Genomic DNA, 16,332 nt, shown 5'->3' on the forward strand with positions numbered 1-16,332 from the left:
CGCAGCCTGTGTGCGTTCCTTGCTCTATCGGCGACGGAAAGTGCTTGTATGTGGCTTCCCTGAACATTGCATAGCGCTCAGAGGGAGCCGAACCCAGCCACCCGCCTGCCTTGCTTTCTAGGGGACCTCCGTTCCCGATGCGTTCATGGAGTGAGGCGCCCGCGGTCCCCCCTGGCAGTACGACCCGCGGAGCGCGCGCATCTGGCGATGGCAAGGCATCTTGGCATGTTTGGACGAGCCTCCGCGACACGACGGGCGTGCCTTAAGCGTCCGTCGACCGGACGATCGACGCAATCGGCAACCAGGACAGGGCGCGGAAACCGTACGGAAAGCCCTACGGACGTCCGGCGAGGCTCTCCAGCTCGGAGACCGCGCGGTCGTCGGCCGTCTCGGCGGCGATCTCGTCGGCCAGGCGGCGGGCTGCTCGTCCGTACGAGGGATCGTGCAGGACGCGGCCGATCGCGCGGGCGATGGTGCGGGGTGCGGCGCGCTTGCTCACGGTGATCCCCGCCCCGGCGAACTCGAGGTGCCGCGCCACCTCGAACTGGTCCCGCCCCTGCGGGATGCACACCAGGGGCACACCGGCGGCCAGGGATTTCACGGCCGTCCCGTGACCGGCGTGGGTGATCGTCACCGCGGCGTTGCGTAGCGCGGCGGTGTGCGGGGCCGCCGCGGTGACCAGGACGTTGCGCGGGGCGCGGATGGTGGCCGGGTCGATGGCCGGGCCGGTCGTCAGGAGCGCGCGTACCGGAAGCCCGCCGAGGGCTTCGGCGATCTTGTTCAGCAGCTCGCGCTGCTTCATGTAGGAGGAGCTGAGGCCGACCAGGGCGAGCGGCGCGTCGCCCGGCGGCAGTTCCAGCGGCTGCTGCCCGGCCCAGGCGGGGTCGTCGAGGCGGGGGCCGACGTGGCGGACGTGCGCGGGGAAGCGGCGTCCCGGGTAGTCGAGCGTACGAGGGGAGAGTACGAGGCAGCGGTCGACGCGGTCGAAGGCGTCGAGGACCGACTTCACCGGAGGCAGGCCGTTGTCGGTGCGGGCGCGGTTGAGCGCGGGCAGGCCCTTCGCCCACGGTTTGGTGACCAGCTTGCCGACGAGGTGGTCGCGGAGGCGGCCGATCGGGCCGGTGGCCGGGGTGAACGCCGGGCCGAACGGCGGCGCTCCCGCTGCGGGCAGCGGGTAGAGGGTGGTGACGAGGGAAGCCACGGGGACGCCCGCGGCCTCGCCGGCGGTGAGCACGCCGAGCAGGATGTGTTCGGCGACCAGCACATCGGCGGGGTTGGCGCGGAGCTCGGCCAGGGTGTCGCGGGCGTAGTCGGCCGCGGGGCCGCAGGCGATGCGGTCGCGCAGCCGGGCGAACTCGCCGAGGGGCGTGCGGGCCTCGAAGTCCCGGATGAGGTCCGCTTGCGGGTCGGACGGGTCGCCCTGCGGCGCGGTCGTCCACCCGATCGGCACCCCTCCGGCCGCGGCCACCTCGTCGTGCAGCGACTTGTCGGCCAGGGCCCGGACGTGGTGCCCGCGTTCGCGCAGGGCGCGGATGACCGAGAGGGCCGGGGGCACGGCGCCGCCGCCGGCCCACAGGGCGAACAGGAACGATCGAGTAGTCACGTGTGCTTCCTACGCTGGTAGTGGCGAGCAGCGCGGAGTCTTGGCCATCAGTGACGGACATCCGCTCGGGATAGGACCGGAGCCGAACCACTGTGCCAGCGGACCGAGGGTGACACCATCACGGACCTCGATACAGAGGCAGAACCAAGGCGTCTCAAGCGGCATCCAGCGATTTCTCGCTGACAGGCAAGCGCATCGTCCGATCACCAAAATCGACGACCAGATCCAAACGGGCCCCGAGCGCCTCCACGTAGCGGGCGATGACCTCAAGGGAAGTGACGTCGCCATGCTCGATTTGCGAGACACGGGCAACGCTCACACCCATGGCGCTTGCGACATCCTTCTGGCCGAGCCCGAGCTGCTTGCGGGCCTCGGCGAGCTGATGGCCGCGCGCCTCCGCGAGGAGCTTTCTGGCACCCTCCTCGATGACGGAAGGGGAGACACCGGCCTCGTGCAGTTCCCGCTCCAGGTCGGCCCAGTCCCCCGGCGTCTTCTTCGGCATGTTCACTCCTCGTCGTCACAGGTGTAGTCGATGTAGAGCTGTTCGGCCAGGGGGATGTTCTCCTTGTACCACCGTTCCCAGTTGCCCGCTTTGTCGCCGCCCAGCAACAGCAGCGCCGACCGAGTCGGGTCGAAGGCGAAGATGATTCTGATCTCCGATCGTCCACGCGATCCCGGGCGTAGTTCCTTGAGATGGTGCAGGAAGCTTTCCTTGAGCCGGTCGACGAGCGGCCTTCCCAGCGTCGGCCCCTCCTCCCGAAGAGCTGCTACGGCCTGAGCGACCTGAACCGCTGAGTCGAGATCCTCCTTGAGGAGCACCCTGAACCAGGTGGCGTACTCGTCTGTGACCTTCACCGTCCAAGCCAAGAGACCCTCCCCGATTCAAGGCTAGCCTTAACTAGGTCCGCAGGCTACTCCCGTTCGGATGAGACGCGACACGAGATTGAACAACTTGAGCGGGCTTTCCTCTGCAGGTGCGGGGCTCGGCTCACCGCGTGCAGCTATGCCCCTACGGGCCTCATTGTTCGCCCAGGTCCCGACCGGCAGACCACACGCGGCCATCCCCAAGATCCGGTGCTCGTTCAGATCGAGACATGGACCACCGCCTGAAGCAACAAGGAACTGCCAGACGGCGGCACCATCGAGCAGCGGTTCGATAACAAGGAGGAAGGACAGCGCGCGAGTCCACCATGATCATTTCAGGGCCTTCACCCGAGCTGGAACGACATCGGGTGACGCGACCTGGAAGTACACGACAGTGGATCGCGCATCAACGTGCAGGCGATCAAGAGGATTCACGCCCTGCGAAAGTATCGCGAAGGTTCCTCATGAGCAGGCCTCCTCAGCGGGTCCGGTAGCGCGCGTAGATGAGTCCAGTGTCGAAAGTACGCTGATCGACCAGTTCGAGATCGAGGCGCACGCCGTCGGGGAAGAACCGCTTGCCGCCGCCGACCACGCTCGTGGTGATGAACAGGTGGTACTCGTCCACCAGCCCGGCCGCGATCGCCTGGGCCGCGAGGTTCGGGCCGTCGACGGTGAGGTCGTGGTCGGACTCGGCCTTGAGCTTGCGCACCGCGTCCGGGTCGAAGGTCCGCTCGATCCGGGTCTTCGCGCTGGACACCGACTCCAGCGTCGTGGAGTAGACGACCTTCTCCGCGGCCTGCCAGTCGCGGGCGTACTGCAGGATGTGCGGCGGCAGATCGGGCCGGGTGTGCGCGGTCTCCCAGAAGACCATCGTCTCGTACATCCGCCGGCCGTAGAGATACGTGCGCACAGGACGGAAGAGGTCGCCGACGAAGGTGTGCACCTCCTGATCCTCCGCCCCGACGCCGAGGTCCCCCTCCGCAGCCTCCGCGTAGCCGTCGAGCGAGGTGATCATCGAGTAGATGAGCTTGGCCATGTGTCTCCTCCGGGTACGAGCGAGCCAGTCTGCGAACTATGACCTCCGCACGCCCCGGAAATCATCGGCCCGCCTGCACTTCACACGGCCGTCACGTGATCGGGCCCGCCTTGACCCGTTCCATCAGGTGCTCCACCGACCCCCGGTAGCCGTGCAGGTGCTCCAGCCACCACGTGGCCCCCGCCTCCGCATAAGCCGTCATCGGCGAGCCCGGCTCACTCACTCCGATGACGGCCACGTCGAAGTCATCGGCGCCTGACCTGTGCCGGCGCAACTCGCTGACCTGAGCGGCCAACGCGTCGGGCGAGAGCGTCATGCGCCCCTCCTGGCCGTCACCGGCGACGATCCAGCCGTCCCAGCGGGCAGCACGCCGAAGCGCGCCCGGAGCCGTGCCGCCGACCCACACCGGAACCCGGGGCCGCTGAAGGGGCAGAGGCGCGAGACGCACCCCGTCGACGGTGTAGTGAACGCCGTGGTGATGCACCTCATCGCCCGACCACAACGAGGCCATCACGCCCAGGGCCTCATCCAGCACCGGCCCGCCGGGACGAGCCGACCCGAAAGCGGTGAACTCCCGCATCACGCCACCCAGCCCGGCACCCAGGATCGTGCGTCCCCCGCTCAGCCGGTCGAAGGTCGCCACGGTCTGAGCCAGCGTCTCGGGCCGATGCCGGGTCACGGGGGTCACCGCTGTCCCCAGCCTGATGCGTGAGGTCACCTGAGCGGCTGCGGCCAGCGCAACCCACGGATCGGCCGACCGCGTGCCCCACGCGAAGGCCAGGTGATCCCATACCAGCACGGCGTCCCACCCGGCCGCCTCCGCCTCCTGCGCCAGCGCGACCAGATGCGCCGGCTCCGCCAGCTCACCGAGGATCGCAACGTCGATGCCGTAACGCATGCCTCCAGCCAAGCACCCGGCACCGACAGTTCCGTCGTATCGCCTCAACGTGTCGCAGGATGGCAAGGTCACCCGATTTCAGGACAAGCAAAAAGTCAGGTCAGACGACGCCGCACCTCGCCGATCGCGCCGGAACTACAGGTCACACAGCATGAACGTAACCCGGTCCCCAGGGTCGGGAAAGTGCTAGAGCGGTTGCATTGGGTGACATTGATTCCTGGCGCACATGAGACCAGGTGCCATGGTCTCGTCTCAGAGACGCTGTGATCGTTACGGTAGGTCGTACTGTCTGCTGAGGGCCTGCGCCTGCTTCTCGTCCACCTGGCGCGGCAGGGCGGCCATCCTCTCGCGGAGGTCTTCCAGAATGTCGGTGGCAGCGCGGACGACGCGGGTGCGGTGGAGCTCGAGGTGGGCGTCGAAGAGTTTGGCTGTGGGGCCGGTCCAGATCTTGCCGGAGTGGAACTCCTTGTAGGACTGCTCGATGGCCTGGGTCGCGTTCTGGATGAGCGGGGTGAGTTTCCGTTCGGCTTCGCGTAACGCTTCATAGAGCGGGTTGGGCACCATATCGGGCATCTGGTCAGCCGTCCTCGTCGGTGTCGGCGGTGTCGATGAGTTTGGGGGCGATGAGCTTCATCAGGGCGACGACGTCGGCGACGTTGTCGCGGCCCTTGACACCTTTCACGAGTTCTATCGCCAGCCTTGCCTTGCCTTTCACCAACATCGCGGCCACGTGGGCCTCTTCGTTGGGGTAGCTGGCGTAGTAGCCGATGCCGCCAGGAACGATTTCGGGGAGTTGCTTGCCCATGCCTTCGCGGAGATAACTTTCGACGTGACCGCGTGAGCCGCCGACGTCCTGCGTGATACGGAGCACAGTCGAGCGTTCGCCGGTTCGCTGGTAGGCGGCGCAGGCGCCGGTGGCGGGGCGTAGAGGGTCGCCGCTGGCGAGTTCGACTGCTCCGGTGGTGAGCGGGTCGGTGATCCCCGTCATCCGCTCCACCGCGATTTTAGGTACGTGGTCGCAGATGAAGGGCGCGCTATACGCGGAAGGTAGCGCGGTCAGGTCGACCTGCTCTGAGCTTCCTGTGCAGGCGCCCACGGTGATCAGGGCGCATGCGAGTGCCGTTCCGGTCTTGATCATGGGTACTGCTGGAAGCCGTGCTTGTAAGCGGCGTCGAGCTTGTTCTGCACCTCGAGTGATAGCCATGGGTTGTCCTCTGGACGTAAATAGAGCCAATTGCGATAGGCGTCGTAGCGGCGGCCGTCACCCGCGAGCATCTCCTCCATCGTCATCAGCGTCTTGCCGTCCTCCTTCAGGAAGTTGTTCGGCGCCTTGCGCGGGTCGTCGCCGGGTTCCAGGTCGGTGAGTGAGGCCCATGGGTGGGATTTCGCCGGTGGGTCGGCCGAGCCGAAGAGACCATGGTTGAACATGGCCTGAGCGGCGAGTTGATGGACGAGGAATTGCGTCTGGTCGACGGTGGCGTTGGCGGCGAAGATGGCATCTTTCTCGGCGTTTCCTCCGACGCTGTCTTCGATCATGCCGGTCCAGGCGCCCACCGCACCGGCTCCGATCGGCCATCCCGCTGCTTGCGGGATCGCAAGTCCGGTGTTGATCACGGCCATGAGGATCTTCATGTTCCGCTTCTGCGTCTCGTCGAGTTCCTGTCCTTTCTCAATGCCGGCGAGACCTGCAGCGTCGGTGATGAGCCCAAAGCCGGCGCCGACCTCATTGGCCGCGGTGTTCAAGCTGCCGGTGCCGTGTTCCGCGGCCAACTGCCCGGCACCTTGATCGAAGAGTTTGCTGGCCCATGCCGTCTGCGCGGCGCTCACGACCCCGAAGGCGTTCCCGTCCTCTTTGAACGCTTCCTTCATCACGCCATGGAGTTCGGTCTTGTTGAAGCGTGCGCCCCAGTCCTCCCGCCCAGGGAGATTCAAGTAGTCCTCTCGGAAGACGCCAGGTGTTTCGGGACCTGACGCGCCCGCTATGCGGTTGACGTCAGGAATGTACGCCGCCAGGATGCGTCCGATGGAGTCGGCTGCCACCAGGGATTTCGGGTGCTTGTCTGCCTTGAGTCGTTCATGCTGGAGATGGATGAACTCCGAGGAGATCTTGGCGGACAGGTAGCCGCGGGAGGGATCCATCGGAGTGCCCGCATGGTCGCGGTACGTCATCGTGGCCGCTTCCAGCGCCATGCCCAACGCCTTACCGCCGTCTCTCAACGGCTTCTCTGTCACGTAGTACTTGAGCGCCGTCGCGTCGTACGCGAAGAACTCCTGAGCCGCTTTCGGGTGGCGGCCCAGCGCTTCGAATACGTCGAGCATCGCGTGCCGGTGCATCGACTCGGGTAAGGCCGTTCTCACGTGTCGCCCCGCCCCGAAGCTGGGTTCTGGGTCGGCGCGCGAGGCCGCGTCCACTTTCCTGGCCACGTCTAGGAGGAAGTCATGGTCGTACGTTCCGTGCTTGAGCGCGCGGGCGAGTGCGAAATAGTTCTCGCGGTCGAGGCCGGCCGTGAGCTTCTTCCGCCAGCCGTCATCCAGGCGGGAACTGGCTGCACCGAGCGCCTTACTCAGTGAGGTCTGGAGATGCTGATCTTTCGTGGAGATCGCTTTTCGCATGAGCGCGAGGTACTTTTCCGAGCCCAAGGCGTGCATGAGCTTGGTGGCGAACTCCGATTCCGTCGCCTGCTTGGCCAGAGCGTCAAGGGCGGACTTGACCATCTTGCCTTCGGAGTCATACTTCGCCAAGTGGCTGGCGGCGGCGTAGACGTCCGGGTCGTTGGAGGCCTTGTTGTAGAGAGTCTCGTCAAAGTCGGTCATCCCGTTGACGGCCTGACCGGGGGCGCCCCATTCCGACCGCTCAGCCCTGATGGTCTCCAGGCGCCGCCGCAACTCAGGTCGTTTGGCGCTGATCCAATTGGCCGCCTCCCGAAAGGCGTTCAGGTGGGAGGTGTCCAGGTCGAACTGTTGCAGGGTGCGCCGGACCTGCGGCTCGCTGCTCTCGATCGCCGAGCCCGTACGGCCGAGTGCCGGCTCGAAGAGCGCCATCAGGCCGGGGTCGATGCCGGAGTACTCCTCGGGGTAGCTCAATGCGGGGCCTCCAGCACGAACGGCAGGACGCACACAGTCTGCGAAGCCAGCGTATCCCCGGCCCCGCGTTTCGCAGAGACGTCATGCTGAGACCGGTATGGCATGGGGCACCGCCACCCGCGGACAGTGTGCGGGCCACGATCAGCCGCTACCTGACCCGCCCGACCTAGTGGTGCCGAACCGAAGAAGCGGCCTCGCTCGTCTTACATGCGCTTCCCAGCAGAGCTGCCGAACGAGACCCGGCAGGCCGACTTCACCCACTACCGCCTGGCCGGCGGCACCGACGCCGAGATCCTTTCCTGGCTGGGCGACCACTCCCGCGACTCCTGTCGATGATCATGCACGCCCACGTCACCAGCCCGATCGTCCGCGACGTCTTCCGCCAAGCGGTCGCCATCCACGGCGTTCCAGCCTCCACGCTGACCGACATTCTTGGCGGTGTCTCCAAGATGCCGACTGTGGTTCGGCCGACGAGGTGAGGATCACCCCTGACCGCGACTACCCACCCAGGCAAACCCCAACAAGATGAAACCCCCGAACCAGGGGTTCGAGGATATCCTGAAACATCGCAAAGTGCCCCCTGCAGGATTCGAACCTGCGCACCCGGCTCCGGAGGCCGGTGCTCTATCCCCTGAGCTAAGGGGGCTCAACGAGAACCAAGGCTACCAGTATCCGGGACCCACTCTGCACCAGATAACCGTCCGCCAACACATCCGGTGAAAACCGCACGTGACAGTCCCGCTACCGCTAGCTTGACCGCCGTGGGTGACGTTCTTGGCAAAGTTCTGGTCGTAGACGATGACGAGGTCATTCGTCAGCTCATCGCCGTCAATCTGAACCTTGAGGGGTTCGAGGTGGCGACGGCCACTGATGGGCAGGATTGTCTGGATCGGGTGCTGGACGTGCGGCCGGATGTGGTCACGCTGGATGTGATGATGCCGCAGCTGGACGGGTGGACGACGGCGCAGCGGCTGCGGGACGACGAGGCGACCCGGCACATCAAGGTGGTGCTGATCACGGCGAGGGCGCAGGACGACGACAAGCGCCGGGGCCGGGAGATCGGGGTGGACGCGTATCTGACGAAGCCGTTCGACCCGGCCGAGCTGATCGAGGTGGTGCGGGACCTCGTCACGGGATGAGGCCGTGACGGCGGGCGGTGGCCGCCGCCTGGGTGCGGGTGGAGACGCCGAGTTTGGCGAGGATGTTGGAGACGTGCACGCTGACCGTCTTCTGGGCGATGTAGAGGCGGGCGGCGATCTCCTTGTTGGTGTGGCCTTCGGCGACGAGGGCGAGGACTTCCCGTTCGCGGGCGGTAAGGGGGCCGTCGGTGGTGCCGCTGGTGAGGCGGGCGCGGCGGGCGAGTTCGGTGAGGGCGCGGCGGAGGGGTTCGGCGCGTAGCCGGGTGGCGATGGTGTCGGCGCGGGCCCAGGCGGTGTGGGCGGCGTCGCGGTCGCCGGCGGCGAGGTGGGCTTCGGCGAGGCGCCAGCGGGCGCGGGCTTCTTCGTACGGGAAGAAGGCGAAGGCTTCGGCGACCTGATGCCACAGTTCGGGGTCGGGGCGGCCGTGGACGCGGTGCCATTCGGCCTCGGCGCGCAGGGCCCAGGCCTGGCCTTCGGGGCCGAGCTGGGCGCGTTCGCCGATGACGCCGGATTCGGCGGCGTGGCGGGCGGTGGCGAAGAGGTCGTCGGCGCCGTCGGTGGTGCCGAGGTCGGCGAGGGCCCACAGGCCGGTGGCGGAGATGCGGATGGCGGCGGCGTCGCCGGGGAGCAGCAGGGCGTCGAGGGCGGCGTGTACGTGGTCGAGGGCGGCGGCGGGGTCGCCCTGCCAGAGGGCGTGTTCGGCGGCCAGGCCGCGGTACATGTAGGCGATGAACGGGTCGTGGCTGAAGGGGCTCAGCCATTCCAGGCGGCTTTCCACGGTGGGGCTGCCCCGGCCGACCTCGATGAACAGGGCGAACGACGACAGCGTGGCCTCCGGCGTGGTGCCGACGCGGGCGCCGAAGCCGGAGGCGACCTTCTCGGCCTCGTCCCAGTCGCCGGAGGCGTAGTGGATGAGGAAGCGGAGGAAGCGCAGCTCGGTGCCGTAGGTGCTCCAGTTGAGGCCGGTCTCGTAGGCGAGGCGGATGCCGGCGTCGGCGACGACGGCGGCATCGGCCATGAGGCCCTGGTCGTAGTGGATGCGGGCGTGGTGGAAGTGGGCGCGCAGGTCCATGGCGAGGTCGCCGCTGTGGCCGCCGGTGGTGGCGAGCCGGACCAGGTCGTGGGCCTTGGCGAGGCCGTGGTGGACCTCGGTGTGGAGGGCGAGGGTGAGCTGGGCGCTGGTCTCGGCGTCCTTGGCGCCGGCGGCGCGGGCGGTGTCGAGTGCGCGCCGGCCGAGCTCTTCGACCTCGGCGTGGCGCGGGGTCCACATGAGGGCGCGGGCGAGCGTGGCCAGGGCCCGGGCCAGCGCGACCTGGCCGGGCGCGGTCTCGACGGCGTGTTCGGCGGCGACGACGGCGGCCGGTTTGTCGCCGAGTTCGGCGAGGTAGTAGGCGAGGCGTTCGCTCACCTCGGAGGTCTGGGGCAGGGCGCGCAGGGCGGTGACGGCGCGCTGGTTGTCGCCGCTGTCGGCGGCGGCGACGGCGCTGCGGAAGGCGAGCGTCTCGCGGGTCTCGCCGGCCAGGCCGGCGGCGCCGGGGACGCGGTCCCACAGGCCGAGCGCGCGGTCGTAGTGGCGGTGGGCCTCTGCGGGGGCGCCGAGGCGTTCGGCCTGGCGCCCGGCTTCGGCGGAGGCGGCCAGCGCGCCGGCCAGGTCGTGGCCGGCGAGGTGGTGGTGGGCCAGCTCGGCGGGCGAGGTGAGCAGGCGGGCGAAGGCGGCGTGCAGGCGGGTGCGCTCGCCGGGCAGCAGGTCGCCGTAGACGGCCTCCTGGAGCAGGGCGTGGCGGAAGGCGTAGCCGTGGCCGCGGACGCGGAGCAGCCCGCGCGAGACGATCTCCCGGACCGCCTCCTCGAACTCGGCGACCGGCAGCCCGGAGACCTCCCGCAGCAGCTCGTCCTCGACGCGGCGGCCCGCCACGGCGGCGGCGCGCAGCACCTGCTGCCCGGCCGGGGAGAGCACCTCGACCCGGGAGAGCAGCAGGCTGGCCAGCCCGTCGGGCAGGCTCTCGCCCTCGGCCAGGGCGGCGAACAGCTCCTCGGCGTAGAAGGGGTTGCCGTCGGCGCGGGCGACGATGAGGTCGAGGTCGCGGGCGCCGACGGAGCCGAGCGTGGACACGTACGCGGACATCTCGTCGGCGGCGAGCGGGCCCAGCTCGACGGTGGTGACGGCCGGCAGGCGCTTCAGCTCGGCCAGGACGGGCCGGAGCGGGTGGCGGCGGTGGAGGTCGTCGGTGCGGTAGGTGCCGACGACGCAGACGCGCTCGGTCTGCACCATGCGGCTGAGGAAGACGAGCAGGTCGCGGGTGGACCGGTCGGCCCAGTGGAGGTCCTCGATGACGAAGAGCACCGGCTGGATCTCGTTGAGCAGCGCGAGCAGCGAGCCGAACAGCCGCTGCTGGGTGAGGCCGGCCTGCGGGACGGTCTCGGTGCCGGGCAGGAGCTGGCCGAGCAGCGGGTGGGCGGCGGCGGCCGTGGCGACGGCGGGCTCGGCGCCGCGCAGGGCGTCGGCGAGCGGGAGGTAGGGCAGGGTGTCGCCGAGCTCGGCGCACTGGCCGACCAGCGCGTGGAAGCCGCGGGCGCGGGCCTCGGTGATCAGCTCGGTGGCGAGGCGGGTCTTGCCGATGCCGGCGTCGCCGCCGACGAGCGCGACCCCGGCGGTGCCGGAGGCGGCCGCTTCGACCACGCGGACGAGCCGGTCCAGCTCGGTCGCGCGGCCGACGAGGGAAGGCATCACGCAGTCACTATGTCACGCGGGTGCGACAGGAATCGGCCCACGAACAGCCGGGACGATTGGCCCTTATAAGGGGGCCGGAGCGGCTCGTACAGTCGGAGGCATGATCTCCCCCACGACCTATCTGCTGTTCGCCGCCGCCTCGCTGGGCCTGGTGCTGATCCCGGGGCCGAACCACCTCTACATCACCGCCCGGGGGCTCGCCCAGGGCAGGGCGGCGGGGCTGGCGAGCGCGTTCGGGGTGGAGGCGGGCACGCTGGTGCACATCGCCGCGGCCGCCGCCGGACTGTCGTATGTGATCTCGCGGTCGGCGACGCTCTTCGCGGTCGTGAAGTGGGCGGGGGTGGCGTACCTCGGCTATCTGGCCTTCCGGGCGTTCACCTCGAAAGAGGACGAGACGGCGCAGGAGCCGCCCCGGCAGCCGCTCCGCCAGGTGTTCCTGGAGGGCGTGCTGGTCAACGTGCTGAACCCCAAGGTGACGCTGTTCTTCCTGGCGTTCCTGCCGCAGTTCGTGGACCCGTCGGCGGGGGCGCCGGCGCTGCAGGTGGTGGTGCTCGGGCTCACGCTGCTGGTGCTCGGGCTGATCTCGGACGTGGTGTACGCGGTCGCGGCGGGCGCGCTGGGCCGCCGGCTCGTCCGCGGAGCGCGGGCCCTGCGGTACGCCAGCGGCGTCATCTACCTCGGCCTGGGCGTGGCCGCCGCGTTCGCCGGGAGACGTTGATCGTACGAGTCAGCGCGCCTCGGCGAGGGCGGCCGGGATGCGGTCGAGCACCGGCAGCGGCATGAGCCCGTAGGCGTAGAAGTCGACCGCGGCGGCGCCCGCCGCCCTGGCCGCCCGCGTCTTGGCGACCAGCCGGTCGGTGGAGTCGCTGTCGGGATGCCCGGGGCGGAGCACGACCCGGACCTCGCGGTCCTTGCCGACCGAGCGCAGGTAGGCGCCGACGTCGTCGGCCACCCGGGCGGCGTCGCGCGCGTAGGCGTACACCGCGAAGGCGGGCACCAGGTCGCCGAGCGCCACCAGGTCGACGCCGAGCTGCCAGGCGTCGTGCGCGGCCAGCCCAGGGGTGGGCAGCCCGTCGGTGTAGCCCTTGACGCCGCCGGTGGCGTCGGCGAAGACCAGCCTCGACCCCTCCTCGCCGACGGCCGTCGCCACGTCGGAGGCGAGCGTGGTGACGGTCTCGGAGCGGGCGCGGGCGTAGGCGACCACGTCGGGCCCGGCGTACGCGGTCAGCGCGGCCCTGGTGACCTCGCCCTGGGCGGGCGGGTCGCCGCCGAGCACGCCGCCGAGGATCCTGGCGCACTCCTCGCGCGCCACCTCGACGTCCACGCCCAGGTCGGCGGCCCGGTGCAGGCAGTAGTCGCAGAAGCAGAGCCCGAACAGGTAGGCGTCCATCGGCCCCAGCGGCACGAACGAGCGCTCCGCCCGCAGCGGCCTGAAGTGCAGCGACTCGGCCACCACGGAGTCGACGCCGAGCCGGGCCACCGCCCTGGCGAGCGCGACCGCGTACGCCCGCACGTCGGGGTGGGCCGGGCACAGGTCGGCGGGCGAGCCGCGGTCGCCGAAGCAGTCGCGGACGGTCACGTCGGGGTGCTCGGCGCCGAGCGTGGCGTTGTGCAGGAACACGGCCCAGCCGTGCAGCTTGAGCCCGCGCTGCTCGCACGCCTCGCGCAGCCCGTCGAAGGCGTCCTCGTAGCCGGCCGGCGGCCGCAGCCGCAGCCCGGAGAAGAGGTCGCCGGGCGGGGTGAAGTGCGCGCCGTCGTGGCGCACGGTCAGCCGGGACAGCCCGTGCGGGGTGATGTCGCGGGCGGCGTGATGGACGGCGCCGACCGTGACGCCGGCCGCGCCGTACTCGCTGATCCTGTCGAGCACCCGCTCGACGCCCTCGCCGCGCAGATCCTCGACGAAGGCGAACACCGAACTGTCCACGGCTGGCTTCCCTCTAGGCGCTCTTGTGCGCGACGAAGTCGATCTCCACCAGGATGTCGAGCAGCTCCGACCCGACGGTGGTGCGTACGGGGTACGGAGCGGTGAAGTAGGACTTGTAGACCTCGTTGTACGCGGCGAAGTCGCGCTTGAGGTGCTGGAGGTGGACGGTGGCCTTGACGACGTCGTCGTAGCCGAGGCCGTGCGCGGCCAGGATGGCGCCGAGGTTCCGCATCACCTGGTGGGTCTGGGTGACGATGTCGTCGCCGGCGATCTCGCCGGTCTGCGGGTCGAGCGGGCCCATGCCGGAGGTGTAGACGAAGTCGCCCACCACGAGCCCCTGCGAGTACGCGCCGACGGGGGCGGCGCCCTCGGTGGTTCTCAGCTCTTTCTTCACGGCTGCTCCTGGAAGTGGGTGGTGATGGTGCCGGCAACCCGGTAGTCGCGGTCGACCAGGGGCAGCTCGCGCCACTTGTCGAAGGCGGTGCACGGGTGGGAGATGCCGAACGCGAGCAGGTCGCCGGGCCGGAGCCCGTCGGCCCGGACGAGCGTGTGCTGGTCCTGCATCTTGACGACGGTGACGCCGGCCCGCCTGGGCACGGGCAGCCCTTCGTCGTACGGGGCGTCGCGCTTGCCCATGCCGACCACGGCGAGGCCGGGCTCGGGGGTGGACAGGACGTGCGCCCACACTTCTAGTGCGGGGCGCAGCTCGCCGTCCATCCGGTTGTACGGGGTGCGCTCGCGGTAGAAGCCGTCGTCGTGGGTGACGTAGGCGCCGCTGCGCAGGAGGACTCGGGCCTGGGTGGCGGCCAGGTGGCGGCCGATCACGTCGAACCACTGGCTGCCGCCGACGGTGAGGATCGGGGTGCGGACGCGGAGGTGTTCGACCGCCTCCTGCAACAGATCCAGATATTTCCGGACTTCCTGGGCGGTGCCGAGCGCTCCTTCGTACCCGGCGACCCCGGCCAGCTCCACCCCGTCGGTCCGCTCCACGTAGCGGGCCAGCTCCAGCAGTTCCTCGACCGTACGGCAGCCCGCCCGTCCGCCCGGGTGGCCCAGCTCGGCCAGCACCGGGAACGGCCGCGAGCCCGCGTGCGCGGCGAGGATGTCGACCCCCGCCTGAGAGTCGGCGAACGACAGCAGCGTGAAGTCCGGGTCGGCGTCGAGCTCGGCGGCGGCCCAGCGCAGCCCGGCCGGGTCCACGACCTGGTTGGCCACCAGAATGCGGCGGACGCCGAACCCGCGCACCGTCCGCGCCTGGGCCGGCGTGGCCACGGTCAGCCCCCACGCGCCCGCGCCGAGCTGGCGGGCCGCGATCTCGGGCGACATGTGGGTCTTGGCGTGCGGCGCGAGCTCCAGCCCGTGGTCGCGGGCGAAGGCGGCCAGGGTGGCGATGTTGTGGTCCAGCGCGTCGCGGTGCACGACCATCAGCGGGAAGCCCAGCTCCCCGTCGAACACCGAACGCCCCAGCGTCTCAGGCACCGCACTCCCCCCTCTGCCCGGTTCCGACCTTATCCTGCGGATCTTGACCGGAGCGCCCTGCCCGGCGTCGCCCCGGTCGGCTCGCCCGCCGCGAGCACCCGCTCCCCCGACACCAGCACGTCCTCCACCCCGGTGGCGAGCGTCCGCGGCGCCTCGTAGGTGGCCTGGTCGGCGACGGTGCGCGGGTCGAACACCACCACATCGGCGGCGAACCCGGGCCGCAGCAGCCCCCGGTCGGCGAACCCGAAGCGCCGCGCCGGATGCGACGCCAGGTGGACCACCGCCTGCTCCCACGTCCAGTCGCCGAGCTCGCGCACGTGGCGGCCGAGGAACCGGGCGAACGCCCCGAAACCGCGCGGGTGCGGATGACCGCCCACATAGATGCCGTCGGAGCCGCCCGTGTGGGACGGGTGGCGCAACACGCGACGCACCGACTCCTCCCCCTCCGGTCCCTCGTCGGGACGGGCCGCCACGCACCCGGCCTCCAGCCGGGTCTCCACCAGCAGGCGGCAGCAGAACTCGGCCGGCGTCACCCCCGCCCGTTCGGCGGCGGCGACCATCGTCAGGCCCTCGGACCATTCCATGCCGGGCGCGTGCGAAATCGTCAGCCTCGGCCAGGTCCGCTCCAGCTCCGGCCACCAGGAGTCCAGCTCACCGGAGCGGAGCATCTCCAGGGCCCGCTCGGTGTCGGCGGCGGGCACCCGCGGCGGCAGCGCCACCATCGCCAGGATCGTGCTGCTGCGCAGGTAGGGGTAGGTGTCGAAGGTCAGGTCCACCCCCGCGTCGAGCGTACGGTCGAGCAGCGGCAGCAGCAGGCCGGCCGGGCCGTGCAGGTGGGAGACGTGCACCGCGGCGCCGGAGCGTTCGGCGATCTCGACCACCTCGGCGAGGCCCTCCCCGGCCCTCGGGCCGTAGGCGCGCATGTGGGTGACGTACGGGAGACCGCCGAGCGGGCGGCAGAGCTCGGCCAGCTCCTCGGTGGTGGCGTACCGGCCCGGCAGGTACTCCAGCCCGCTCGACAGCCCGGCCGCGCCCTCGGACAGGCCGCGCTCGATCGCCGCCAGCATGAGCGCCAGGTCGTCGCGGGAGGCGTGCGCGGGCGAGTGGCCCATCACGTCGTAGCGGATCGTGCCGTGCGGCAGCAGGTAGGCGGTGTTCAGCGCGACCGCGCGGTCATAGCCGTCGAGCAGATCGGCCACGGTCAGCGGGCCCTCGCCGAGCGCGCCGTTGACCGCCGCGAAGTAGCGGGACGCGTACGCCACCGTCTCGGCCGAGCCGGGCGCGAACGACAGCCCGTCCTGGCCGAGCACGAACGTGGTCACGCCCTGCCGGAGCGCGGCGAGCTGCACGGCCGGGTCGAACACCGCCGCGTCGCCGTGCACGTGGCAGTCGACGAACCCGGGGGCCACCAGCCGCCCGGCCGCGTCGATCTCGGACAGCGCACCGGCCGCGTCGAGCCGCCCGACCGCGGCGACCCGGTCACCGCTGACGCCCACGTCCGCCCGGTACGGAGGAGCGCCGGTGCCGTCGAGCACCCTCCCGCCGCGGATGATCACATCGAACATCACCCTGCG

At 70.1% G+C, this 16,332-nt stretch carries 16 protein-coding genes and 1 tRNA gene; 3 read left to right on the forward strand and 14 right to left on the reverse strand.

Annotated features, from left to right (window positions below):
- Nucleotides 1-334 precede the first annotated feature (334 nt).
- The 8 genes from AB0J42_RS10560 to AB0J42_RS10595 all read right to left on the reverse strand — a co-directional run bounded on the left by AB0J42_RS10560 (nucleotide 335) and on the right by AB0J42_RS10595 (nucleotide 7,485).
- Nucleotides 335-1,603, reverse strand: a complete 1,269-nt coding sequence (locus AB0J42_RS10560) for a glycosyltransferase (protein ID WP_364291192.1) — start codon at nucleotides 1,601-1,603, stop codon at nucleotides 335-337.
- 154 nt (nucleotides 1,604-1,757) lie between these two features.
- A complete protein-coding gene (locus AB0J42_RS10565; RefSeq protein ID WP_364291195.1) occupies nucleotides 1,758-2,105 on the reverse strand; it encodes a helix-turn-helix domain-containing protein in 348 nt (115 codons plus the stop codon).
- Between the two features lie 2 nt (nucleotides 2,106-2,107).
- A complete protein-coding gene (locus AB0J42_RS10570; RefSeq protein WP_364291198.1) occupies nucleotides 2,108-2,458 on the reverse strand; it encodes a type II toxin-antitoxin system RelE/ParE family toxin in 351 nt (116 codons plus the stop codon).
- A gap of 487 nt (nucleotides 2,459-2,945) precedes the next feature.
- Nucleotides 2,946-3,503 (reverse strand): dihydrofolate reductase family protein, encoded by a 558-nt coding sequence (locus AB0J42_RS10575; RefSeq protein ID WP_364291201.1) that lies wholly within the window; start codon nucleotides 3,501-3,503, stop codon nucleotides 2,946-2,948.
- Nucleotides 3,504-3,594: 91 nt separating this feature from the next.
- Nucleotides 3,595-4,401: an LLM class flavin-dependent oxidoreductase gene (locus AB0J42_RS10580; protein ID WP_364291204.1), complete on the reverse strand. Its 807-nt coding sequence runs from the start codon at nucleotides 4,399-4,401 to the stop codon at nucleotides 3,595-3,597.
- Between the two features lie 270 nt (nucleotides 4,402-4,671).
- Complete coding sequence (locus AB0J42_RS10585) at nucleotides 4,672-4,974, reverse strand: hypothetical protein (RefSeq protein WP_364291207.1); 303 nt, start codon at nucleotides 4,972-4,974, stop codon at nucleotides 4,672-4,674.
- Nucleotides 4,975-4,978: 4 nt separating this feature from the next.
- Complete coding sequence (locus AB0J42_RS10590) at nucleotides 4,979-5,539, reverse strand: hypothetical protein (protein WP_364291210.1); 561 nt, start codon at nucleotides 5,537-5,539, stop codon at nucleotides 4,979-4,981.
- Complete coding sequence (locus tag AB0J42_RS10595; protein ID WP_364291213.1) at nucleotides 5,536-7,485, reverse strand: hypothetical protein; 1,950 nt, start codon at nucleotides 7,483-7,485, stop codon at nucleotides 5,536-5,538. Before AB0J42_RS10595 ends, AB0J42_RS10590 begins: the two co-directional genes overlap by 4 nt.
- A 207-nt stretch (nucleotides 7,486-7,692) precedes the next feature.
- Here AB0J42_RS10595 and AB0J42_RS10600 point away from each other — a divergent pair, with 207 nt between their 5' ends.
- Nucleotides 7,693-7,821 carry a hypothetical protein gene (locus AB0J42_RS10600; protein WP_364291216.1) on the forward strand — a complete coding sequence of 43 codons (129 nt, stop codon included), beginning with the start codon at nucleotides 7,693-7,695 and terminating at the stop codon, nucleotides 7,819-7,821.
- 238 nt (nucleotides 7,822-8,059) lie between these two features.
- Here AB0J42_RS10600 and AB0J42_RS10605 read toward each other — a convergent pair.
- Nucleotides 8,060-8,131: transfer RNA gene (locus AB0J42_RS10605), tRNA-Arg, on the reverse strand.
- Nucleotides 8,132-8,246: 115 nt separating this feature from the next.
- Here AB0J42_RS10605 and AB0J42_RS10610 point away from each other — a divergent pair.
- Nucleotides 8,247-8,624: a response regulator gene (locus tag AB0J42_RS10610; RefSeq protein ID WP_364291219.1), complete on the forward strand. Its 378-nt coding sequence runs from the start codon at nucleotides 8,247-8,249 to the stop codon at nucleotides 8,622-8,624.
- On the opposite strand, the gene AB0J42_RS10615 is transcribed toward AB0J42_RS10610, so the two are convergent.
- Nucleotides 8,614-11,352 (reverse strand): AAA family ATPase, encoded by a 2,739-nt coding sequence (locus AB0J42_RS10615; RefSeq protein WP_364291811.1) that lies wholly within the window; start codon nucleotides 11,350-11,352, stop codon nucleotides 8,614-8,616. The two genes, AB0J42_RS10610 and AB0J42_RS10615, sit on opposite strands and share 11 nt — an antisense overlap.
- Nucleotides 11,353-11,455: 103 nt before the next feature.
- On the opposite strand from AB0J42_RS10615, the gene AB0J42_RS10620 reads away from it, so the two are divergent.
- On the forward strand, nucleotides 11,456-12,073 hold the full coding sequence (locus AB0J42_RS10620) for a LysE family translocator (protein ID WP_364291222.1): 618 nt from the start codon (nucleotides 11,456-11,458) through the stop codon (nucleotides 12,071-12,073).
- 9 nt (nucleotides 12,074-12,082) lie between these two features.
- On the opposite strand, the gene AB0J42_RS10625 is transcribed toward AB0J42_RS10620, so the two are convergent.
- The 4 genes from AB0J42_RS10625 to AB0J42_RS10640 are packed head-to-tail and all read right to left on the reverse strand — an operon-like array spanning nucleotide 12,083 to nucleotide 16,323.
- Nucleotides 12,083-13,279, reverse strand: a complete 1,197-nt coding sequence (locus AB0J42_RS10625) for a hypothetical protein (RefSeq protein WP_364291225.1) — start codon at nucleotides 13,277-13,279, stop codon at nucleotides 12,083-12,085.
- A 13-nt stretch (nucleotides 13,280-13,292) separates the two neighbouring features.
- Nucleotides 13,293-13,673 (reverse strand): Rid family detoxifying hydrolase, encoded by a 381-nt coding sequence (locus tag AB0J42_RS10630; protein ID WP_364291228.1) that lies wholly within the window; start codon nucleotides 13,671-13,673, stop codon nucleotides 13,293-13,295.
- The gene (locus AB0J42_RS10635) at nucleotides 13,670-14,758 is read right to left on the reverse strand and encodes an alanine racemase (protein ID WP_364291231.1); all 1,089 of its coding nucleotides are present in this window, start codon (nucleotides 14,756-14,758) and stop codon (nucleotides 13,670-13,672) included. The genes AB0J42_RS10630 and AB0J42_RS10635 overlap by 4 nt, the downstream gene beginning before the upstream one ends.
- Before the next feature lie 29 nt (nucleotides 14,759-14,787).
- Entirely contained in the window at nucleotides 14,788-16,323 is a 1,536-nt protein-coding gene (locus AB0J42_RS10640) for an amidohydrolase family protein (protein WP_364291814.1), read from the reverse strand.
- Nucleotides 16,324-16,332 lie beyond the last annotated feature (9 nt).

The sequence above is a fragment of the Nonomuraea sp. NPDC049649 genome (assembly GCF_040675175.1).
In the GTDB taxonomy this organism is placed as follows: Bacteria; Actinomycetota; Actinomycetes; order Streptosporangiales; family Streptosporangiaceae; genus Nonomuraea.